At 48.7% G+C, this 23,118-nt stretch carries 21 protein-coding genes; 11 read left to right on the top strand and 10 right to left on the bottom strand.

What is annotated here, in order from left to right:
• Positions 1-64: 64 nt before the first annotated feature.
• The 3 genes from QNM19_RS08595 to fadI all read right to left on the bottom strand — a co-directional run bounded on the left by QNM19_RS08595 (position 65) and on the right by fadI (position 5,118).
• Positions 65-1,561: a GGDEF domain-containing protein gene (locus tag QNM19_RS08595; RefSeq protein WP_284026596.1), complete on the bottom strand. Its 1,497-nt coding sequence runs from the start codon at positions 1,559-1,561 to the stop codon at positions 65-67.
• A 147-nt stretch (positions 1,562-1,708) separates the two neighbouring features.
• Complete coding sequence (gene fadJ / locus QNM19_RS08600; RefSeq protein WP_010382056.1) at positions 1,709-3,808, bottom strand: fatty acid oxidation complex subunit alpha FadJ; 2,100 nt, start codon at positions 3,806-3,808, stop codon at positions 1,709-1,711.
• Positions 3,808-5,118, bottom strand: coding sequence for an acetyl-CoA C-acyltransferase FadI (gene fadI, locus QNM19_RS08605; RefSeq protein WP_049863905.1), 1,311 nt, complete (start codon positions 5,116-5,118; stop codon positions 3,808-3,810). The genes fadJ and fadI overlap by 1 nt, the downstream gene beginning before the upstream one ends.
• Before the next feature lie 316 nt (positions 5,119-5,434).
• Here fadI and QNM19_RS08610 point away from each other — a divergent pair, with 316 nt between their 5' ends.
• From QNM19_RS08610 to QNM19_RS08650, 9 genes are all read left to right on the top strand, one after another.
• Positions 5,435-6,391, top strand: coding sequence for an AAA family ATPase (locus tag QNM19_RS08610; protein WP_284026597.1), 957 nt, complete (start codon positions 5,435-5,437; stop codon positions 6,389-6,391).
• A 12-nt stretch (positions 6,392-6,403) separates the two neighbouring features.
• The gene (locus QNM19_RS08615; RefSeq protein ID WP_417712018.1) at positions 6,404-7,354 is read left to right on the top strand and encodes a DUF58 domain-containing protein; all 951 of its coding nucleotides are present in this window, start codon (positions 6,404-6,406) and stop codon (positions 7,352-7,354) included.
• Between the two features lie 6 nt (positions 7,355-7,360).
• A complete protein-coding gene (locus QNM19_RS08620) occupies positions 7,361-7,789 on the top strand; it encodes a DUF4381 domain-containing protein (protein WP_197094225.1) in 429 nt (142 codons plus the stop codon).
• Positions 7,782-8,771, top strand: coding sequence for a vWA domain-containing protein (locus QNM19_RS08625; RefSeq protein ID WP_049863226.1), 990 nt, complete (start codon positions 7,782-7,784; stop codon positions 8,769-8,771). Before QNM19_RS08620 ends, QNM19_RS08625 begins: the two co-directional genes overlap by 8 nt.
• The gene (locus tag QNM19_RS08630; RefSeq protein WP_049863227.1) at positions 8,768-10,684 is read left to right on the top strand and encodes a vWA domain-containing protein; all 1,917 of its coding nucleotides are present in this window, start codon (positions 8,768-8,770) and stop codon (positions 10,682-10,684) included. Before QNM19_RS08625 ends, QNM19_RS08630 begins: the two co-directional genes overlap by 4 nt.
• Complete coding sequence (locus tag QNM19_RS08635) at positions 10,678-12,309, top strand: BatD family protein (protein WP_049863228.1); 1,632 nt, start codon at positions 10,678-10,680, stop codon at positions 12,307-12,309. The genes QNM19_RS08630 and QNM19_RS08635 overlap by 7 nt, the downstream gene beginning before the upstream one ends.
• Before the next feature lie 51 nt (positions 12,310-12,360).
• Positions 12,361-12,876 carry a sigma-70 family RNA polymerase sigma factor gene (locus tag QNM19_RS08640; protein ID WP_010382077.1) on the top strand — a complete coding sequence of 172 codons (516 nt, stop codon included), beginning with the start codon at positions 12,361-12,363 and terminating at the stop codon, positions 12,874-12,876.
• Positions 12,876-13,607 (top strand): DUF3379 family protein, encoded by a 732-nt coding sequence (locus QNM19_RS08645; RefSeq protein ID WP_049863229.1) that lies wholly within the window; start codon positions 12,876-12,878, stop codon positions 13,605-13,607. Before QNM19_RS08640 ends, QNM19_RS08645 begins: the two co-directional genes overlap by 1 nt.
• A gap of 291 nt (positions 13,608-13,898) precedes the next feature.
• Positions 13,899-14,795, top strand: coding sequence for a Tim44 domain-containing protein (locus QNM19_RS08650; RefSeq protein ID WP_049863230.1), 897 nt, complete (start codon positions 13,899-13,901; stop codon positions 14,793-14,795).
• Between the two features lie 44 nt (positions 14,796-14,839).
• Here QNM19_RS08650 and QNM19_RS08655 read toward each other — a convergent pair whose 3' ends face one another.
• Positions 14,840-16,369, bottom strand: a complete 1,530-nt coding sequence (locus QNM19_RS08655) for a LytR/AlgR family response regulator transcription factor (RefSeq protein ID WP_049863231.1) — start codon at positions 16,367-16,369, stop codon at positions 14,840-14,842.
• 146 nt (positions 16,370-16,515) lie between these two features.
• Here QNM19_RS08655 and QNM19_RS08660 point away from each other — a divergent pair, with 146 nt between their 5' ends.
• Positions 16,516-18,015 carry an alpha/beta hydrolase gene (locus QNM19_RS08660; RefSeq protein WP_284026598.1) on the top strand — a complete coding sequence of 500 codons (1,500 nt, stop codon included), beginning with the start codon at positions 16,516-16,518 and terminating at the stop codon, positions 18,013-18,015.
• 110 nt (positions 18,016-18,125) lie between these two features.
• Here the strand turns inward: QNM19_RS08660 and QNM19_RS08665 are convergent, their stop codons facing one another.
• On the bottom strand, positions 18,126-18,293 hold the full coding sequence (locus QNM19_RS08665; RefSeq protein WP_156202156.1) for a hypothetical protein: 168 nt from the start codon (positions 18,291-18,293) through the stop codon (positions 18,126-18,128).
• Positions 18,294-18,402: 109 nt separating this feature from the next.
• On the bottom strand, positions 18,403-19,593 hold the full coding sequence (locus QNM19_RS08670) for a helix-turn-helix domain-containing protein (RefSeq protein WP_156202157.1): 1,191 nt from the start codon (positions 19,591-19,593) through the stop codon (positions 18,403-18,405).
• 130 nt (positions 19,594-19,723) lie between these two features.
• Here QNM19_RS08670 and QNM19_RS08675 point away from each other — a divergent pair, with 130 nt between their 5' ends.
• Positions 19,724-20,428, top strand: a complete 705-nt coding sequence (locus QNM19_RS08675; RefSeq protein ID WP_284026599.1) for a hypothetical protein — start codon at positions 19,724-19,726, stop codon at positions 20,426-20,428.
• Here QNM19_RS08675 and QNM19_RS08680 read toward each other — a convergent pair.
• From QNM19_RS08680 to QNM19_RS08695, 4 genes are all read right to left on the bottom strand, one after another.
• Positions 20,413-21,177, bottom strand: coding sequence for a substrate-binding periplasmic protein (locus tag QNM19_RS08680; RefSeq protein WP_049863235.1), 765 nt, complete (start codon positions 21,175-21,177; stop codon positions 20,413-20,415). The two genes, QNM19_RS08675 and QNM19_RS08680, sit on opposite strands and share 16 nt — an antisense overlap.
• 61 nt (positions 21,178-21,238) lie before the next feature.
• Entirely contained in the window at positions 21,239-22,249 is a 1,011-nt protein-coding gene (locus tag QNM19_RS08685; protein WP_284026600.1) for a substrate-binding domain-containing protein, read from the bottom strand.
• 154 nt (positions 22,250-22,403) lie between these two features.
• Positions 22,404-22,817 (bottom strand): hypothetical protein, encoded by a 414-nt coding sequence (locus QNM19_RS08690; RefSeq protein ID WP_049863236.1) that lies wholly within the window; start codon positions 22,815-22,817, stop codon positions 22,404-22,406.
• An 86-nt stretch (positions 22,818-22,903) separates the two neighbouring features.
• Positions 22,904-23,113 carry a hypothetical protein gene (locus QNM19_RS08695; protein ID WP_049863237.1) on the bottom strand — a complete coding sequence of 70 codons (210 nt, stop codon included), beginning with the start codon at positions 23,111-23,113 and terminating at the stop codon, positions 22,904-22,906.
• Between the last annotated feature and the right edge of the window lie 5 nt (positions 23,114-23,118).

Raw genomic sequence — 23,118 nt, forward strand, 5'->3', positions numbered from 1 at the left:
CAGGTGGCCCTCAGGTTGGTCAATGGCCGCAGATTGTACGGATTTTTGGGGCTAAAGTAAAAAGTCAGTGCCGATCGGCTTCAAATAACACCGCTCTGCTACGGCCCTGTGCCTTGGCCTGATACAAAGCCCGATCGGCCTCCTCAATCAATTGTGCCAAATCTGAATTTTCGCCCACTTGTGTGCGACTGGTCACGCCGATACTTAAACTCAGTTGATTCTGGTTTTGTTCGCAATAGGCCCGCACCAAACGCAGTGCCATCTGTAAGGCTTCTTCTGCATCAATTTCCGGGCAAACCAGCACAAATTCATCTCCCCCCCAACGACCCAGCCCGTCACTGGGGCGTACTGAATGAACCAAAAAACGACTTAACTCGGCCAGTGCACGATCGCCAGCCTGATGGCCCAGCGTATCGTTCAGTACCTTAAATTTATCTATGTCGACTATCATGACTGACAAAGGGCGCTGATAACGACTTGCCCGGCTCAGCTCGTCATTCAGAATTTGCTCTATCTGACCCCGATTGTAGACCTGGGTTAAAAAATCGACTTCTGCTTTTTTTTGCAGTTGCAACTCATGACGAAGATCGCGGATCACCGCAACAAAGTAGGTTTCTTTTCCCAGCGCCGTGCGGGCAATCGCGATGTCCAGAGGTATCTCATCACCAGATTTATGTACACCGATAATATTTAAGCCATTTTGCCCTTTACGACGCATTTGTGCGCGGCCCGTAAAATTGCGCCGCTCTTTGCTGTGCAAATCACTAAATCGCGCAGGGATCAGGTCTTCTACCGACATACATAGCAGCTCCTGAACGGAGTAGCCAAACAATTCGGTGCACGAATGATTAACCCGGGTGATCTTGCCACTGTACTCACAATAAAGCAGCGCGTCCGGGATAGCATCAAACAAACACGCCCGCTCCTCAATGGTCCTGAGCTGGCCACGTAACACCACCGCACCTGCACAGGCAAGTATGACAACCAAAGACAACAGCAGCCAGGCTTCAACAGAGCCCTTATTGATAACACTGGTCAGGGCCGCCTGGTGCTGGCGCTTGGTTTCCTCAATTCTCGCCTCCATACCTAATCGCAACGACTGAAGGGCGGCGTCCAACCGGCGATGTCGCTGTGAAAAAGAGTTTTCAAGTAACTGCAATGGTGCAATGTCTAAGGATTTGTCTGGGGTTGATTGTCGAGGCGCGCTCAGAATGCGTTGTACTTCATCAAGCGCCTTTCGCTCGGCATCACTCAGGTCCAGCTCAGCAATCATCGTCACTATGTGTAAAGCGACATTAGCATCCGTATTGGTATTGTACGCGCGCTGCTCTGGCAAGTAATCTCTGACCTGGTGCTCAGGGTCCATGTCACTCAGTTGACGTTCCAGTTCATCGAGCAGCTGTGCTTCTCGCAAAATAATGTCGGCCTGTTGCTGCCAGTGCTGTTCAAATCGTGTGATCACATCGCTGGCATCATCACTGATGTACAACATGACCACATTCGCCAACACCGTCGCGCTAACAAGTGTGGCAATAAAAGTGAAAAAGTACCTGCTGTGCATGCCTTATCCCCGGGCCACTGACGCGCACCATCACCTGCAATTACCATTGCAAGATGAGCAAACAAGGTGACGACAATTATCTCCTTATTTTAGCCGAAAATAAAAAAGCCGCATAAATGCGGCTTTTTTACATGCTCAGACAAGGAGTTAACTATAGTAGGCTTCGCCTGCTTCAGCCTTTGCCAAAAGCGGCTCTGCGGGGGTAAACACTGCATTGTCGGTCGCGTAGGTAGATAGCTCAGAACACACCTTGTTCAGGCCGCGTTTGTCCATATAGCTGAATGGTCCGCCCAAAAATGGGGGGAAGCCAATACCAAAAATGGCACCAATGTCACCATCTCGGGCGCTGGCAATAATGCCCTCGTCCAGACAACGAGCGGCCTCATTTAGCATCTGTGCAACGCAGCGGCTGGCAATTTCTTGCTTGTTGAGACGCGGAGCCGGTGTAATACCCAGCAAGTCATAGACAGACTCATCCACTTTTTTGCCTTTGCTTTCGTATTTGTAAAAACCTTTTCCGGTTTTACGGCCCAGACGTTTGCTGTCAATCATGCGCGCGAATGCATCTGGCGCTTTGAAACGATCACCCAGCTCTTTTTCAAGGATTGGCGCAATTTTTGAACCAATGTCTACGCCCACTTCATCCAACAGTGCCAAAGGCCCAACGGGGAAACCAAACTCAACCAGGGCCTGATCAATTTTCTCAATCGGCTCTCCCGCCAGCAGTAAGTTCGCCGCTTCATTCACGTATGGTGCCAGGATACGGTTAACGTAAAAACCCGCTTTGTCTTTTACTACAATGGGCGTCTTACCTTGCTTGCGAGCAAAGTTAACCGTGCGTGCGATGGTCTCTTCTGAGGTCCCCTCGTGCGGGATGATCTCAACCAGTGGCATCTTTTCTACCGGTGAGAAATAATGCAAACCAATGACATTTTCTGGGCGCGCCGCGTTTTCAGCGATCTGCGCAATCGGCAATGACGAAGTGTTGCTGGCAAAAATAGTTTGCTCTGTACATTCGCGCTCGATGTCTGCCACCATGCTTTGCTTCAGTGCCAGATCTTCAAATACCGCTTCAATGACGATATCGGTATGACGCATACCAGTGTAATCGGTTGTGCCTGTGATGCGGTTCATCGCCAGCTGTAACTCGGCCTTGGACAAGATACGTTTTTTCTGCTTTTTCGACAGGATCTTATAACTGTAACTCAGGGCATTGCTAATCCCCTGATGTGCCACATCTTTAATTCGTACCGGCACGCCAGCTTTCACTGCGCTGACATGGGCAATACCGCCGCCCATCAGACCACCACCAAGCACTGCCGCACGATTGATTTTAGGCGCGTCGTCACTTTGCCATTCTTTTTTCATTTCAGTGGTGGCAAAGAAAATGCCACGTAATGACTGAGATACCTCTGTCATGACCAAATCGGCAAAGCCTTCGGCTTCTGTTTTATAGGCTTTCAGTTCGCCCAACTCAACCGATGCACGGACCGCCTTGATGATAGCCAGCGGCGCCGGATAGTGGCCGCCTGTTTTCTTCTCAACATTTTCTTGCGCTTTTTTGAAGATGATGTTGCGACCAAACGGGTTTGATTCCAGCAGCTGACTCAGTTTATCCAGCTTAGGCTTGCGTGCTTTTGGCTTGCTACCCCGGGCCAGTTTAATGGCCACATCCAGCAAGATGCTGTGTGGTACACTGTCATCCACCAGGCCGGCCTTTTTAGCCTGCTTGGCACGTACTTGCTTACCTGTGAGCATCCACTCCAATGCTTTTTGAATACCAACCAGTTTCGGTAAACGCTGTGTACCCCCACCGCCCGGTAACAGACCCAGCTGTACTTCTGGCAGGCCCAGCTTGGTTTTGTCATCGTCGCTACATACGCGATAATCACATGCCAGTGCAAATTCAAGGCCACCACCGAGAGCCGCACCATGAATGGCAGCGACAGTTGGGAATGGTAGTTTCTGCATTTTGAAAAACGCTTGCTGACACATTTCAGATAAGCGCAGCGCATCTTCGCGTGTTTTTGCCTGATCCAACATCTTGATGTCGGCACCAGCGATGAAGTTATCGTCTTTACCGCTGACAAACACCATGCCAGTCACATCATCATTGCGGCCCTGCTCCAGAATAGTCAAAAGCTCATCGGCAAAGCTATCGCGCAGCGTGTTCATCTTCTCGCCCGGCACATCGATGGTCACGATGGCCACGCGGTGGCTGTTTAATTCATAACTAAATACTGACATTACGCACTCTCCAATACAAAGGCTGCACCCAGACCACCAGCCGCACAAGCGGTAGTCAGCGCAAGCCCGCCGCCACGGCGTTTCAGCTCATTCAGGGTTTGTGTGATCAGACGCGCGCCTGTTGCTGCAAACGGGTGTCCATAGGCCAAAGAGCCACCGTTTACGTTGAATTTATCCATATCGATTTCACCCAGTGCTTTACTGCGACCCAGCTTCTCCTGAGCAAATTTATCAGAGGCAAACATCTTCATATTAGCCAGAGTTTGCGCCGCAAACGCTTCGTGCATTTCAATTAAATCCAGGTCTTGCAGAGTCAGACCAGCGCGCTCCAGTGCCAGTGGCGTGGAGTGAGCCGGACCCATCAACATGTCTTCGTGCACACCGATAGCGGTGAATGCATAGTTGCGTACATAGCCCAGAATTTCGTAACCCAGTGCTTTGGCTTTACTTTCGCTCATCATCAGTACCGCAGCCGCACCATCAGTCAGTGGTGTCGCATTTGCCGCTGTCACAGAGCCGTGCTTACGGTCAAAAACCGGGCGCAATTTCGCATAGCCTTCCAGTGACGAGTTCGCACGAATGTTGTTGTCTTTATCAATAAAGCCTTTGTACGGCTCAACGTGCGCTGCCATGACTTCATCTTTTAACAAGCCATCATCCCAGGCCTTGGCAGCCAGGGTGTGTGAACGGTGCGCCAGTGCATCCTGATCAGCACGGCTGATTGCATGGGTTTTGGCCATTTGTTCTGCAGTCTGACCCATAGACAAGCCCGTTGAGTACTCTGCAACCGCAGGAGGTACCGGCATCAGGTCTTTCAGTCTCAGCTTGGAGAAAATTTTCAGACGCTGTGACAAAGTACGCGCCTTGTTGAGATCAACCAGGCTGCCTGCCAGCTTTTTGCTCACACCAATCGGTAATACCGACGATGAATCTGCACCGCCGGCAATGCCCACAGCCGTATGACCTGCAATAATCGATTCCGCAACATTCGCCACAGCCTGGAAGCTGGTGGCACAAGCACGCGAAACAGAATAAGCATCGACTGACACAGGCATGCCTGTACCCAGCACGATTTCACGCGCGATGTTAGGTGCTTCAGGCATTTGCACAACCTGACCAAAGACCAACTGATCTATCTCTGTTTTATCGATATTCAGACGTTCCAGCATTTCATTGACGACGACCTTACCCAGGTCCAGTGCTGGTACATGGTGATAGGCCGTGGCCTGTTTAGCAAAGGGCGTACGCAAACCAGAAACAATGGCAATGCGGTCCCCTGTTGTTGTTTTTAGAATGTTTTGTTCAGACATGAATTTTGCTCTCCCGCTGACAGGTCTGACCTGTTATTGTCGCTTGATTCTAAACAACCGAATCCTTAATGCCAATAGCTAATTAGAAAATCTTGTAATTCAAGCACGACTCACAGGGCCTATCCAATTGCCGCTTTTAAATCTAGTCTGATTTTTGTTCAATTCAAAAAGTCACTGAAAAATAAATGAAGATTTATGAACTTTTACCCAATTCAGTGTCTAATCAAGTTACAAAAAAACGCCCGCAAAACCTTGAGTTTTGCGCCTCAATCCTTATAAATAAGCAAAAAATTTGTCACAACAAGGACAAAGCACCATGGCAGTAAACGCATTTAGTGAACTGAAAAACTACCTCGACTCGCAAATCTTAGGTCAGAGCGCACTGACAGAAGCGCTATTGATCGCCCTACTGGCTGATGGCCACTTATTGGTTGAAGGCCCGCCGGGGCTGGCTAAAACCCGTGCCGTAAATGCGCTGGCAAAGGGCATTGAAGGAAGCTTTCAGCGCGTTCAGTTCACCCCGGACTTGTTGCCTGCCGATATTACCGGTACCGACATCTATCGCCAGCAAACCAGCGAGTTTGTGTTTGAAAAAGGCCCTCTGTTTCACCACCTGATCCTCGCGGACGAAATTAACCGGGCACCGGCCAAAGTGCAGTCTGCACTGCTCGAAGCAATGGCGGAGAGACAGATCACGGTTGGCAAAACAACCTATCCACTGCCCGAGCTTTTCATGGTGATGGCAACACAAAACCCGCTGGAACAGGAAGGGACCTACCCGCTACCAGAAGCGCAGCTTGACCGTTTCCTGTTACATCTCAATATTGATTACCCGCAAGCCAGCACTGAGCTTGAGATACTGCGCTTAACCCGTGGCGAAGCGCTATCAGAACAAAGTGTGCAGTTCACCCCTATTTCACAACAAACCTTGTTTGAAGCACGTAAAAAAGTACTTTCACTGCATCTGGCTGAGCCGCTTGAACAATATCTGGTACAATTAATCATCGCCACGCGTGAAGCGGCCAAACTGGACACGCAGCTGGGCGCCTGGATTGAATATGGTGCCAGCCCGCGAGCGACCATTGCTTTGGATAAATGTGCTCGCGCCCATGCCTGGTTACAAGGGCAAGACTTTGTCACACCGGATGATATTCAGGCCGTGCTGCATAACGTTCTACGCCACCGTATCATTCTGAGCTATGAAGCACAGGCAGATGGGATCAGCAAAGATCAGGTGATCAGCCGTATTCTGGAACTGGTACCCGTTCCGTAAGTGGTTGCGATTATGAAGCATGCTATGCAATCCGTTGATCACACTAGTTGGCTGACACAAAGCCACAGCAATGGTGTTGAACTGACACTCAAAGAGCTGTTGTACTATAAAAGTAAAGCTCGCCTGCTGGACCTCAAGCCTAAACGTGCTATTCGCAGCGATCAGGCCGGACAGTATCTGGCCCCGCATAAAGGTCGGGGGATGGAGTTTGCAGAAGTACGTCAGTACCAGTACGGGGATGATATCCGTGCCATAGACTGGCGTGTGACTGCGCGCACCGGAGAAGCGCATACCAAACTCTATCAGGAAGAAAAGGAGCGTCCGGTGTTTATTTTTTGCGATCTGTCCAGCCCGTTGCTGTTCGGCAGTCGCTTGTTGCTTAAGTCTGTGCAGGCTGCCCACCTGAGTGCCCTGGTTGCCTGGTCTGCGTGCGCCCGTGGTGATCGACTCGGTGGCGTCGTGTTCAGCGAACACGGTCACCATGAACTTAAACCCACCGCACGTGACAAAGGGGTGCTGGCATTTTGTCACCAACTGTGTGACATCCATGCACAAAGCCTCGCTCAGCGCGGCGATAATCAAGCCTCAAGCTTTGACAATAACCTGAAACGTTTGTCACACCTGGCTAAGCCCGGCAGTCTTATCTACTTGATCTCAGATTTTAGTCAGCTCAATGAAGCCAGTTTTAAGCAGCTTGAGCACCTTAGCCGGCATTGTGAACTGATTGGCTGCCAGATCAGCGACCCGTTTGAGCACACCTTACCGGCTTATAAGGATGCAATAGAAGTCAGCTCCGCGTCTGGCAGCTGGACTTTACCCTTAGCGGATAAGCAATTCAGAACCCAGTTTGCCGAGCAGGCTGAGCAAGCTTTTCAGAACAGACTGGCACGCTTGCAGCGTGCCGGAATGACCATGCAAACGTTTTGTGCCTCAGCGCCAATTGAAACCCAGATCTCCAGGTAAATGATGATGCAGAACCCCTTAGACGCGCTTCATGATGTGATCCCACCCGAGCAGGTTGACTGGTGGCCGCTTACCCCTGCCAGCTGGGCGGTGATCATTGCATCCATTTTGATAGTGAGCGTCAGTATCTGGCTGGCTGTCAAAAAATGGCAGCATAATGCAGCCAAACGCGAAGCCATTCAGCTGAGTGAACAACATACTCAGGATGCACTGGCATTACACGGCATACTCAAACGTCTGGCCCGACACTATTATGGCAATGAGCACGCAGCTCAGCCTACAGCACAGTGGCTGACGTTGCTAAACAAACTCACAAGTCAGCAGTTCAGCCAGCAGGACCTCAATTCATTATATAGTAGTAACCCGACGCTGGCGTGCACTAAGCTGATGGCGGCAATTAGAACCTTCAAAACCAAGGAGGCCGTCAATGTTTGAACTTGACTGGCCACTGGCGCTGCTCTTGCTTCCCCTGCCCTGGCTGATTGCACGCTTTAAGCCAACCACTGCACAAACTCAGATCCGCTTACGGATGCCCGGCTATCAGCAACAAAGTAGCTCCGGGCAAAATATGGCTCGCCCGAAACGCAGCATTAATGTGTTAGAAGCATTGATCTGGTTATGCCTGATTGTGGCACTGAGTGGCCCCAGCTGGCTTGATGACCCCATTACCTTACCCAACGAAGGACGCGATATTATGCTGGCCGTTGACTTGTCTGGCTCAATGACAGAACAAGATATGGCGTACCAGGGCAAATATGTCGACCGCCTGTCGGTGGTCAAAGCGGTTTTGTCTGATTTCATCGTTGAACGTCAGGGAGATCGACTGGGCCTGATCTTATTTGGCGATACCGCCTTTTTACAAACCCCGCTGACCCGGGATTTACAAACCGTCAGCCAGATGTTACTCGAAGCACAGATAGGTCTGGTTGGGCGCGCAACCGCCATAGGTGACGCCATTGGGTTATCGGTTAAGCGCTTCAACCAAAAAGAGCAAAGCAGCCGTATTTTAATCCTGCTCACCGATGGCCAAAATACTGCCGGTAATCTGAAACCGGAAGAAGCGCTGATCCTCGCCCGCGAAGAAGGCATTAAAATCTATACCGTTGGTGTCGGTTCGGATGGCCAGGGTGGGTTTAGCTTGTTTGGCATGGGCGGAATGACTGGCAGCAGCATAGATGAGAATACCCTCAAGCACATCGCCTCTGAAACCGGTGGCGCCTATTTCCGGGCCAAAGATGTGAAAGGACTACAGCAGATTTATGCAGAGCTCGATAAACTTGAGCCGATAGCCGATGAAAACCAAACCTTCAGACCCAGACTGTCGCTCTTTTATATCCCCTTACTAATGGCGCTGGCGTTATGGAGCCTGACGTTACTCAGTAAAGCCATCAGACAATTGCGAGTGAAGCCACTATGACCGAGTTTATTTTTATTCGCCCCGCTTTGTTGTGGTTGCTCCTTCCCTGGCTACTGCTGACTGGCATACAGTGGATTAAACGTCATCGTAATAACGACGGCCAACTGATCGCCCCGCACCTTGCACAGTTCGTATTGGAAGATGGCCCCCGAAAACAAAGTAGTAGTACACCCTGGCTGGTCAGCCTGTTGTTGTTACTCAGTATTTTGGCCGCAGCAGGACCCAGCTTTGAAAAACACACGGTACCGGTTTTTAAAAGCAAACAAGCCCGGGTACTGGTCATGGATATGTCCTACTCAATGTATGCCACAGATATTCAGCCTAACCGACTGACCCAGGCCCGTTTCAAAACCCTGGATATGATTGGTCAATTTACCGAAGGTGATACTGCACTGGTTGCCTATGCAGGAGATGCCTTTGTGGTGTCGCCATTAACGGATGATATTAAAACACTAGAAAACCTGGTGCCCAGCCTGAGCCCTGAAATTATGCCCAGCAAAGGCGCTAACGTGCTGGCAGGCCTGGATCAGGCCAAGATCTTACTCGACCAGGCCGGTTACGCAGAAGGTGAAATTATCCTGATCAGCGATGAAGTAGAGCAAGACGAACTGGCGGATATCTCAGATTTATTTAATGGCACAAATTATACCCTGCACGTGTATGGTATTGGCACATTGGAAGGTGCACCAATTGGCCTGCCCGAGGGGGGCTTTTTGAAAGACCGCTATGGACAAATTGTAGTCCCTAAACTCTACCCTGAGCGCCTGTCAGCCCTCGCCTCGCGTCAGGGAGGCCGCTATGCCACTTACACGCACAGCGACAGTGACATCAAAACATTTGCACCTCATAAAGTTACAGACTTGGATAGCAATGAGCAACCGGGCGAGGCCCTGTGGCACCTGGATGCAGGTAAATACCTGCTATTTATCATAGTGCCGCTGGCGCTGTGGTTAATGCGCTCTCAGCCACTTACGCTGGCAATTTTAGTCGTGGCACTGATACAGCCGCAAGTCGGATATAGTGCAGACTGGAGCAATTGGTTTAAAAACCAGGACCAGCAGGCACTGGAATCATATCAACAAGGTGACTTCGAACAAGCCCAGCGTGCTGAGGATCCCGTTTTAAAAGGGACGGCTCTGTACAAAGCCGGTGAGTACGCGCAGGCAGCGGAACAACTTAAACATGCGACTTCAGCCATTGGCCAGTATAACTATGGCAATGCGCTGGCTAAATCAGGGCAACTGGACGAGGCCATTGCGGCCTATGAACAGGCTTTGCAACTGGACCCTGACTTCACACAAGCACAGGACAATAAGCAGCTTGTTGAAGATCTAAAAGCCCAGCAACAAGAGTCACAACAGCAAAATGGCGATCAGTCTGACAATCAGAATCAATCTGGCGATCAACAAGATCAGCAACAAAATGGCGAGCAACAGCAAGATGGCCAGCAGCAAGGTGATGATCAACAAAGCGGGCAGCAGCAACAAGGTAGTGAACAGCAAGAGAGTAACCAGCAAGGCGAGCAGCAAAATGGCGAGCAATCTGACAGTGACGCGCAAGAGCAGCAAAGTTCAGACTCAGATAGCGCTGGACAATCAGACAATGAGAATGCGCCTGAACTGGCGCAATCTGCCGCACAGAATGAGCAACAAGAACAGACTGAGCAGTCCGCTCAATCTGCACAACAAGCTCAACAACAGCCTGTTGACGGTGAGGAACAATCTGAGCATACACAGCAACTGATGCAAAGTCGCCCGCTGACGCCAGAAGAGAAAGAAAAAGCACAGCAACTAGACCAGTTACTTCGTAAAGTGCCGGACGATCCGGCCATCTTGCTACGCAACAAAATGTTATTAGAATCACAACAACGGGTGCGCCAGCGTCACCCGCGAGGAGTCGAAAAATCATGGTAACGCGATTACTGGGATCCGTGATCTTACTTATTACAATGATGCCTGTCTGGGCCGTAGACCAACTCAGCGCCAGTGTAGATAAAAACCCGGTGTTGGTCGGTGAATATTTTACATTGACCATAGAAGCCAACGGCAAGGTCTCGGGCCAAATCCCTGACACTAGCGCGCTGAGTGGCCAGTTTGTCACCAGCCCAATCAGCACCAGCTCCAGAACCAGCATCATCAATGGCAGCATGAGCAGCACGACCAGTTGGCAAATGCAGCTGTTGTCACGTAAAGCTGGCGAATTTACCATTCCCAGCTTTGAGGTGGCGGGCCAACAGTCCCGTCCAATCAAACTCAAAGTGCTTGCCCGCGAACAAGATGGCGAAGCGCAGCAAAACCTCTTTATTAAAACGACCCTCAAGCCAGACACATTACATGTGCAGCAAGCTGCGCTGTACACAGTGAAACTCTATATAGGTCAGGATCTGCTTGATGGTCAGCTCAGTGCGCCACAAATGCAAGACGCACAAATTGCACAGCTGGGCAAACAAAGTGAAGACTATGAAATCGTTAATGGTCGTCGTTATATGGTAGTGACTCGAGAATACCTGGTCCAACCACAAAAAAGCGGTACCTTTACACTTGAACCGCCCATCTTTAATGGCCAAATACGCGAGGGCTACCGTCGTCTGGCTGTATCGGCGATGGGCGACAACATTGAGGTAGAGGTCAAGCCAATCCCCGACACCTACTCGGGCACCTGGCTACCCAGCGAGCTGGTCAACCTCAGTGAAGAATGGCAGCCAAGCGACCAAGCCGTTGTGGTTGGCACACCAATCACACGTACTCTGACACTCACAGCACTCGGTGTAACTAAAGAACAACTGCCTGACATAGAGGTACCCGATGTAGATGGTTTCAGGACTTATCCAGATGAGACTGATCGCAAACAGATGACCCGTGATGGTCGGGTGATCTCTCAATTGATCGCCTCCTACGCCCTGCTCCCTCAAACGCCGGGGACGTACACTCTGCCGGAGATCAAAGTGCCGTGGTTCAATACCGTCATTAACAAAGTGCAATATGCAACTTTGCCATCACGCACTCTTGAGGTGAAAGCCGATCCAAACCAGGTATCCGTTGCACCAGCCCCCTTTATCGAAGTCCCCAGGCAAACAGATACCGACTCCAAGCCACAAGTTGTCGTCCAGAATGCAGAAAAAACCTGGCTTGACTGGGCACTGCTTGCGTCGGGCTATCTATTGTGGCTCGTCACCTTAGTGATTTGGTTTCTGACTCGTCAGTCAAAACCAGTCAAGGGGAAGGCACCCGAACAGACACCAGTAACACCGGACGAAACACAAGCAATGCAGCAGATCAAGCATGCCGTTAAAGCCGCTGATTTAGCCGCCTGCTATCAGGGGCTAAAAGCCCTTGCCCATGCTCAAGGCCATGTGCAACTTCATACCTGGCGTCACCAACTTAGCCAGGAGTTGCAAAACGAAATTGCAAAGTTGCAAGGCGCGCTCTATAGTGCCAAGCAGGAGAATGTTGATCTGGTGTTGCTGTATCGCCTTTTAGCGGCACAACATAAGCAGATTAAAAACTCTAAAAAACAGCATCTTGAGCCGTTGTATTAATTTTTCTTCGGTTTGATGAAATAACTTTGCTAGAGACAAGGTCTTATTAGCATGACCACAAAACAAAAACGTTACGAAAGTCTGGTCCAGGTCTACAACAAAGAGCTTTATCGCTTTGCTTATTGGTTGTGCCAGGACCCGACCATTGCTGAGGATTTGGTTCAGGAAACCTTTTTGCGCGCCTGGCGTTCACTTGACGCTTTGCAGGACGATAGCGCCGCCAAGTCCTGGTTATTAACCATATTGCGGCGTGAGAATGCGCGCCGCTTTGAACGAAAACAATTTGATTATGCCGATGTCGAGCAGGACACGCTGATTGATACCAGCAGCGCTTCACCCGACTCACAGACTGAGCAAATGATGATCCAAAAACAGATCAGCTTATTGTCATCTGAGTACCGTGAACCACTGCTATTACAAGTTGTGATGGGCTGCTCCGGCGAAGAAATCGCACAGATCCTGGAACTCAACAAGAATACTGTGATGACCAGGTTATATCGTGCCAGAAACCAATTGAAAGAGGCTTTAACACAAGTGACCGAAACAGCAAAAGGGGCATCAAACTGATGGATGAACTCGAATTTCGCCGCCGCTTGTTTGCCGATCCCAATGATAAGGATGTAGTTGCTCAGGCAGACACCGATCCGGCCAAACAGCGTCTCGTTAAAGAGATGCAAGATTTTGATGCGACACTGCATAGTGCGTTAGATATTTCTGTGCCTGATGATTTAGCACAAAAAATTCTGGCGAAACAGCAGGCAGATACAGATACTTCGATGCAGCAAACCGCCGAAGTCAAACAACTAGCCTGGTACCGGCGCTTCAAGGCGCCGCTTGCTACGGCTGCATCGGCTTTACTGGCAGTATCCTTATACTTCGCCACGTCAGTCCATGCACCATTACACGCTGGCGAACATGCCTTACAGCACGTCTATTACGAAGCCGAAGCGCTCGCATTAACACGCGAGGTGCAACTTCAGGAAGTCAACGAGAAACTGGCAATGTTTGGTGGCAAGCTTGAAGCTATGCCCGGCAAAGTGACCTACGCGACATTTTGTAATTTTAAAGGACAACGCAGCTTACACCTGATCTTCCAGTCAGATCATGGACCGGTCACTGTTTTTATCGTGCCAACCGATAATGATGATACAAAGAGCAACAATGAACGCTTTGCTGATGGACGCTTTAGCGGCAGCATCAAACCCGGAGATCGCGCAGATACCATTTTAGTGGCAAATCTCGATACCCCTCTGGAGCAGTATCAAACCGCCGTGACAGAATCACTGCGTTGGTTGTAAGCGCCACTTGCAGATTAATACCTCAGCCCCAAGCAGGTTATGGGTGCTGAGGTTTTATCATTTCCCCAAGTTTTAAGAACAAATAGCTGATAATAAATACAGCTTTAACAGATATTTTCGAACAATTAGCAAGAATATTTCGACGCTAATCAAAATCCAAGAAAACCTATTATATATCATTGCCTTATAAAAAATCTGGAGCCAAGTTACAAGAGTAGGCTCTTGAAATCGCTTCGCTTCACCGCATTGATTAACTACAATGCGTTCAGAACTAAAACTCAGAGGAACACCATGAAACAGTTTGTTGTTTTAATGACACTCATTGCCGTTCTGGTATCTACCAGCTTCAGTGCAGAAGCACGGAAAAAATTCGGCAGCAAGAAAAGCGCGGGTAAAACCCACGCAACCAGCACCACAGCACAAAAAAAACAAGTCGATACTAAGACTCTGGCACCTAATACCGCTAAACCTAAGTCCAATAAAAAAGGCATCATGGCAGGCGTACTGGGTGGTTTACTTGCAGGAGGTCTGATCGCGGCCATGATGGGCGATGACTTTGAAGGCTTCCAGTTTATGGAAATGATCTTGTTTGCCATCCTGGCTTTTGTGTTGTTCAAGGTGATCAAATCCTTTATGGCCAAACGTCAACAACCCCATATGGCGGGTATGCCGCAAGGTGGGAACTTTGGTGGTGGCAACTTTGGCCAAAACAATGGTGGGCAACCGCAAAACCAGCAACCACAGTTTCGTCAGCAACCACAATCAGCTCCGGTAAGCGGTGGATTTGGTCAACAGCAGGAACAGGTCCCCTTTAACTTACCTGCCGATTTTGATGTGAATGGCTTCTTGCAAGGCGCGCGCGATCACTATCACACAGTTCAGAATGCCTGGAACCAGAGTGACTTTGCGACCCTCGCCGAGTACCTGAGCCCGGAACTGGTTGAAGAATTCAAACAAGACCGTGCGCAACACGGTGACGTAGCAACCGAAGTGATGTTTGTTGATGCTCAGTTGGTACGTGCAGAAACCACCCCGGTCGCCTGGGAAGTCAGTGTGATGTTCAAAGGTAAATATCGTGACCTTGGCGATAAGCAGGAAGAGCCAATTCACGAAATTTGGCACCTGGAAAGAAAGACACAAGGCGATGCGCCTTGGGTTATCGTCGGCGTAGAAGATTTAATCGACTAATTCGACATCTGTGCTACCAGCACCGCCTGGTAGCACACTTTATTTCACTCAATAGCCCCTCTCACCTGACCTAGCAAACGCCGACTGACAGGCACCCGATTACCGTCACTAAGATAAAGAAACGCGTACCCAGATTCCGCTTTATCCTTATTTAACGCAATTCGCCTAACTTTATCTAAGTCAACCAGGTAAGATCTGTGAACCTGCATAAATGTGCCAGGTAGTTTATCAATCAGACTTTTCAGTGATCCCGAATACAAGCGCTCACCGCCTCCATCCAGATGTAACTCAACATAATCGCCAGCAGCGCGGCACCATAACACCTGTCCGACATCAATACGTTCAGTTGCACTACCAAAAGTCAGCGTGAGATACTGCTGCGTGCCCGTTTTATTCAGTTGGGCAAGTTTCACCTGCAACTTGGCAATGGCCTGTTGATCCGCCATGGTTTGTATCTGAAGTTCGCCCAGTTGGCGAATATGCATCCCCAATAGTACGCCCAACAACAGGGTTACCATAACGTAGAAAAGCAGACTGTGGAATGATTGCAAACTCAGCATTGCAGCCACAACAAATACACATAAGGTAACAGCAAATAATAAGGCTTTGCTGCTTTGATGCCGATAATAATACCAACAAGTAACCCCTACCCCAGCAAGTGCAGGAATGGTCACCGCCAGCGTCGTTTTTAGATCAAACCCGGGACTAAAAAACACCAACGTCGAGGTAAGGCCTATAACGGGGGCCAGAACACTCAGCTTTACTTTGGTATCGAACTGACACAGGCGTAATAAATAAACCAGTAGCCCAAAGCCAAAGGTCATTGCACAAACTAAGATCAGCACTAATCTGACGTCATGCAAAGGATACAGATAGCTATACCAGCCACGCAGTTGTTCAACGGCTAGCTGAACAACTGCGATACCAATTAACCAAATCAAGCCTGAAGGGATCTTTGCCCGCAAAGGGCTTAACCTCAGTATCAGTAAATACAGTCCCCCAAGGAACAGGATACATAGCACACTGAGTTGCATATACGGCTCAATGCCAAAGTAATCCGTGCTGTTTTGATACTTGCCCAGCGCCGCCAGATGTAAAGGAGAAGATAGGCGCAAGATACTCTGGTAAGAAGACAACTGTATCACTACCCGGTTTTCGCCGGCTTTCGTTAAACCCGGGGGCACATAAAAGCGGGTGTCCATGCGCCCGGCAAGCTCATGCTCGCCATCCAGCGAAACACGACCATTAGTGCCCAGCAGCCTGCCATTGAGATAGACCTTACTGGAGGCTTTCGCAAACAAGTAAAATGCAAGTGGTTCAGCGCCTTCTTGCCAGCGTTCAGACAAATGCAGCGACGCTTCTATCCAGATAGCCCGTCCCTGTGGGTCAGCACTAAAAAACGACTGTGTTGTGCACGCATCATCTTCAAAATTTGGTATTACGTCACCACCCGGACAGACACGTATCTGTTGATAATTTATGTGTGCCCAGTCTAGTGCGAGCGAATTCGCTGATACCAATAATAGCAGCGTACAAAACACCACTCGTAAATGTTGATAACCACAATACTGCACACTTCCCCCACCTCGACCTTTGGCCGGTTTAATTCAACCGTTTATCGATATTACTATTAAAATCAATACATTTGATAGAATATCGCATGATAGTTCGAATGGAACAAGGTTAACTGAAGGCACAATTAACAACCAAGAACAGCACTATGAAAGAATTCAGATACAAGCACTTTCGCAGTTACATCATGCGCGTACTGCTATTCCTTAGCACAATAATGACCTTAGGTACTTTCGCTCAGGAGCAGCCCCCTCTGATGTTTGACAACGAGCAGGCTATTACTTTCAAAACCCAGGACAGCCAGCAAGTGGCAGCCTTTTCAGGGTTTATCACAGTTCCGGAAAACCGCAACCAGGCTGACAGCCGGGATATTCGCATTCATTACGTACGCTTTCCCGCCACGACTAAAACACCTGGCAGCCCTATCATATACCTGTCCGGAGGGCCTGGTGGCTCTGGCATCAAAACGGCTGAATATGCCAACTTTCGCTTTCCTTTGTTTATGGCCCTGCGTGAATTTGGGGATGTGATTGCACTGGATCAGCGTGGTACCGGTAAATCCGATGCTCTACCAACATGTCATTCGAGCATTTCCACTCATTCAGCTAAGCAACAAACAGATGTGGAAGTGGCGCACTTGTACCAACGTGCTGCGCTTGAGTGTGTCACATTCTGGCAACAGCAGGGAATTGACATTAAAGGCTATACGACAGAGCAAAGTGCCAAAGACCTGAATGACCTCAGACGTCATCTAAAAGCTGACAAACTGACTTTATGGGGGATCAGTTATGGTACTCACCTGGCATTGGCCGCAACCAAAACCATGCCTAACAATCTGGATAAGCTGGTCCTCGCCAGTGTCGAGGGGCTCGATCAGACAGTTAAACTCCCGGCTCAGACAGACGCTTACTTTGCCCGCGTTCAAAAGGCAATTAACACGCAACCCGAAAGCAAAGGACTCTACCCAGATGTTGCCGGGCTGATCCGAAGAGTCCATAAGCGCCTCGAAACAGCACCAATAACCTTGCATATCTCTGACGATAAAGGAAAGAAAACAGATTTCCTGTTTCAGCGCTGGCATATGCAGCGTCTGGCATCAGGGATGATAGCCGATCCACACCGAGGCCTGAAACGCCTGTTGGCACTTTACCAGGCTTTGGATATGGAGGTCATTGAGCCACTGCAGCACATCGCAAACAGAGGTTATTTTAGCGAAGCGCAAATTAACTTCAGACTGATGCCATTAGCCATGGACATTGCATCTGGGATTACACAACAACGGCTGGAACAAGTGAATCATCAAAGCGGTTCGGCTTTGCTTGGCCCCTATCTAAACTTTCCAATGCCACAACTTCAGGGCGTGATCGACAGACTTGACTTAGGTGATGAATTTAGAGCCCCTCCAGTATCTGATGTACCAACATTGGTGCTCTCAGGTTCACTAGATGGGCGCACTTACCCGCAAAGCCAGCGAGAGGCTGTAAAACACTTCAGTCGCGTTACGCAGGTAATTATAGAAAACGCAGGTCACAATTTGTTTATGCGTTCACCTGAGGTCACGCAAACCATCCGCAGGTTTCTGGCCGGCGAGTCTGTGAATGAACAAAAGATTCGTGTGCCGCTACCGGATTTACTGATTAAACGCTAAACATTAGTTTGCTTTTGGAAGGCATTTTAAACTGCGGCTCAATGCAGCTGCTTTAATAAGCCAGCACCTCAGCGTCGCAATAAGGCGCTGAGGCTAGCAAGTGCTGGCTATCAATCCCGACACGCACCGCCTGTACAACCCCAATTAGGTTCACTGGCAACACACTGTCTGTAATTAGTAATTTCAATATGCTTACCACCTGCCACCTGAGGTGTTTGATTAGCAGGTAAACGGTTATTGCCAGACAGGTTTTTCAGTTTATTTATTTTAACTTTCATTTTTTGTTTCCTTGTTTATTTAATCGCCACATTTACGTTAGCCCTTAAAACCAAGGAACACAACAAATTAAATCAACCAAAATGCAACAAAATTTATACACTGAAATATCTACCTGCTGGCACGTGCCGTTTTTTTATATTCACCCGGTGTCATTCCTGTATGTGCTTTAAATGCCTTATAAAAAGACGAGCGTGCGTTAAAGCCGACCGTCATAGCAATGTCCAGTACAGTCTTATCATCAGCCAGCAACAGCTTAATCGCTGCGTCAATCCGTGCCTTATTAATATAGTCAAAAAACGATTGTCCCACGGTCTGATTCAGGGTTTGAGACACATAATTGGCTGATACTCCGATAGACTCAGCCAGTCTGTAGAGAGTCAGATCGGGATCCAGGTAAAGTTGCTCAGCCACCACCGCGCGATGGATCTTCTGTGCAATGCGCTTTGACTGCTCATCGCTCAGCGCTGAGTGCTGGTATTTAACATCGCTACGATCCTTAGCCACAACACGATGCTCATCGCCTGTCACATCAAACTGCTCGGTGAAACCATAGATTTTGTCAAAACCTGGTTTTTGCCGTAATGACCAAAACAGCACAAACCAGATGCTGATAGTACTCAGCACTGCGACGCCCCCTTCACGCAGTAACGTGGGTTGCGCACTTAAATCCTGAAAGAGTGTCAGTGCCAGCCAGCACCAGGTAAATAACATCAGTATTAGTACCACAATCAACCAGTTCAGTTCACGTTCCTGGGTGTTCGAAAATACCGCTTGCAACTTACGCCTATAGTTCATCACCTTGCGCCAGGCCATGAGCACATAAAGCAAACTTTGCACCGGCCAAAACAGCATCAAGGTAATGATCAGCCCGACTGTAAAACGTGCATCGGCCGCCAGCTCAACGTCACCCTCAGCAAAGAAAATGGCAAATAACTCGGATTCAGGCAATTGTATCAGGCTCGCTGACAGCACACATGAAAGGCAGGCGGGGATAAAATGCCACATACTAGCGCGATTAAATTGCCAGGGAACGGGTGATGTTAAAGCTTGCGTGTATAAATAAAAGCAAGGAAAGAGCAGCAACCAGGCAGGAACGATAGCTGCGATATAGATATATTGAGCTGACGGATAGTGTAAAAAGACAAACGGACCCGACAAAATAACAAACAGCGAAAAAAGAAACAGTACCAGCGCCCGATAACAATGCCAGCGCCTCGCCCTGTCAATTAACACAGTTAAAGCCAGTCCAACAGCACCGAGTAAAAAGGTGTACACAAACGCTAATTCAGCCTCAAACAAAACCACTCAACCCTATGAATTAAAAACTTATAATTATTATTCATGTCCTAACCTTTAGTATCGGACGACAGTCTTTTACTAGTCAGTATAAAGTGCAACTCAACCACATCGCAATATACAGGATCATAAGATGGAACAGATTACATTCACCATGCTAGCGCACATAATCACAGGAAGTGTGGCCATTGCCGCCGGTGCAACCGCTATCGCGGTGGCAAAAGGAAAGTCATTACATACTTTAGCAGGTACCTGGTTTGTCTTCACTATGCTGATAATGGCTGTCAGCGGCACAGTGATCGCGATATTACAGCCTATGATCATCACCGCCATCGCAGGCACCTTTACAACCTATCTGGTTCTGTCAGGATGGCTGGCTGTCAAATCTGCACCTAATACAAAGGGAAGATTTGACTACACATTACCTGTTTGCTCGTTGCTGATTGTGATAGCCTGTGTTTACTTCAGCAATCAGGCGGGCACCAGCCAGGCTGAAATAAAGCATGGCATCAGCGCCTATGACTACTACTTTTTTGCACTACTCGCCGCACTGTCTTTTATTGGCGACATGCGCCTGGTGTATGCGCAAGGGCTTGCCTCCACACCGCGATTGATGCGTCATTTATGGAGAATGTGCTTTGCCTTGTTTATATCGGTTGGCTCATTTGTATCGCAAGGCGCCGCCAAGATATTGCCACAGTCCTTAGTCGACTCGGGAGTGTTAGAGCTACCGGGGCTGGTCATTTTGCTTATGATTGTTTACTGGCGCCTAAAGCTCAGTTTTGGCAGCAAAATACGCCAGTGGCGCGCCAATCGCGCAGCTCAATCATCATCCTGAAGCATATGCTGTCGGCATAGTTCAGTGGCCGTTGTGCTTTGCCGACAGTGTTGCGTGATAACCTGGTTTTCTGCTTTTCTTATTAATTCTGCCAGTTCACCGCTTTGCTTCATGCCACGCAATACGGCATCCACTTCTTCGACCCAATGTTGCTGATCCTTATGGATATAGTGGTAGAGCGCGAGTTCTCGAAAACTGCTCTGATGCGGTATGACATTTTCAATCCCCGCCTGCGCCAGCATCACCAAACCATCAATGCGATTGGTCAGCGCAACGTCAGCCAAGCCCTTGGATACCAGATTAAGCGCCTGGATGGTGGTATCTGTGTCCTCGACTCGAGGCATCCCCTCAGTGATGTTGTTGGTGTGTTTTACACCACGTACTTTTGCAATTCGGTATTGGCTTAGGTCTTGTTCACTTTGGATGTTAACTTTGCCATCATTGCGAATAAATGCCATCGTCTCTAACGTATAATACGGCGTAGGAACGCGGATGGTGTGAGGGTTTTCGTTCCCGTAGCTAAAAATACGCATGATTTCACCATGTCTTTTCCCACTGCGTACCAGCTGCTGTGCACGCTTGCCCGGATAAGGTGTAATGACAATTGACACGTTCAGCTTTTGATAGATTTCGGGTAAAACCAGCCGGCCCACTTCCTGCTCAATCAGATAATTAATTGACACAAATTGCAAGGGCCCGGCAAACGCGTTGTTGCATAACAACAGCAACAATAACAGGGACTTCTTCATCTACCTACCGAGCTTTTAAGGTTATGTTTATTAAATTATTTTAGTATCACTAAGGTAAATATCAATGGTTGGTTGTACAAGTATCCGAATTTCCTTTATTGCAATAATGAAAATCCAAAAAGTAGTGGGATTGAGCCGGTACAGTCCCTCGCATAATAAATTGATGCAAAAGCTCAGCACCAAGGCGTCCCATTTCAAAGGGCTTCTGTCCGATATTGGTCACTGATAACCCTCTTTGCAGTGCCTTGAGCTGGCTGTTTTCAGTATCAGCGGAAATAATCACCCGCTTCTTTTCGGCAATAAGGGATTTGAACTGTGCCATGCGAGTGATGTAATCAGGATTAAACTGCGCAAACCCGGCAACAGCCAGAAAAATCGGGGGATCGGGGTATTTCATCATAGTGACGAGCTGATCCAATGCATCAGCCCGTCTGCCAAATGTAAACAACGGACAGCGATAGTGTTCAACCCAACCGTTTTCACCTGACAATCTCTTCGTACTTTGACCGGACAACGCATAGCGAACACCCGCAATACGTTGGTTCAAGTTTGGGGTCGTCTGGTGACCTGATTGCAGGCATATGTGCTGCTGTGGTTCGACTTTAAAACGCTTAGCCTCTTCACCCAGCGCTTTACCGAAATCAAAATTATTGGTGCCGACGTACGCAAGTCGATAGGACTCGTGTTCTGAAAGCAGATCTGAGTCAAAAGTGATAACCGGGATGGCATGTTTTGCAGCCAATTTGAGCGCGCCATCAACAAGAAACTGAGAATCCGTGGTGGAGATAAGTAATCCGTCAATGCCTTTTCGGATCAGCTCTTTGACGATCAATACCTGTGTTCTGACGTCTTGATAATCATCCGCACCATCATAAATGCAATGCACATTTGGATAATCCCGGGCAAAGCGTTGACAGCCTTTGTGAGATTGCTGATAAAAGCTGTCGTTTTTGGTCTTGCCCACAACGGCAATATTGATTGGCTCTTGCGCTTCGGTGGCACCATAAGACTGCCCCTGCCAGCACAGCAAGATAACCAATAGAAGTGAAAAATGAGCAACCCGGGTGCGCATGCAAGTGCCTGGTACAATATCTGACGACTTGTTAATAGTGTAATCAAATCGCTCTAAAAAACAACAACCTTTGGACTCCAGCCAGACCCAGAGCGGGTGATAAATCAAAGTAATATCTGAGTATCATAGACCCGCTTTTATCTCAGGCATAGAGTTACTTACAGCTGAATGCCAAAGTGATTTGATAAGGTTCGCCCATTGAGTCTTCTGCAATACCACCACCAATGCTCATGGCTGCGCCCACATCATCAACGGCATTTTCACCCAAAATCCACATCGCCGTACCAGCTGTTTCAACCGCCGTTGCGATATTACGCTTTTGCAGATATTCCTGCTCGGGCATGGACCCCATGTAGGTAATATCCTCATTTTGAATATAAGCGTAACCACGCTCTTGCTCATCGCAAAAATGGTTTGCCTGTTCAAGTGCTTCCTTGCCCGCAGCCTCTCTGGTTTCTGCGGTTAAGTTCACATAGTGCTTGCCATCCGCTGAAGGGCGGACGTTGTTGTGATGCGCGCAGCCGCTTGCGAATACGGCGACCAAAGAGAATGCTATCCAGTTTTTCATAATATTTACCCTGACTGTGTTTATTTTATTCGGGTAAAGTGTATAAAGTCTTTGCGTACCTTTCAGTGAGAGAGTGTTTGAAAGTGTTAAGCCTGAACAATACCATGACCATCAGCCAGCACCTGACATGACTGGCCCGACTTGAACCGTTCAAGCAAAATCGGATCATACAGCAAGGTATCGCTCCTGGATTGCCCATCATATTGATAAGTCACCAGCATATGCGCCTGATGGCAAACCAGCGGGTTAAGCAAGCGTTTGTCATTGACAACCACCAGCCCAATGATTGGACACATACGAC

It is taken from the genome of Pseudoalteromonas ardens, assembly GCF_030125445.1.
Classification (GTDB): Bacteria; Pseudomonadota; Gammaproteobacteria; order Enterobacterales; family Alteromonadaceae; genus Pseudoalteromonas; species Pseudoalteromonas ardens.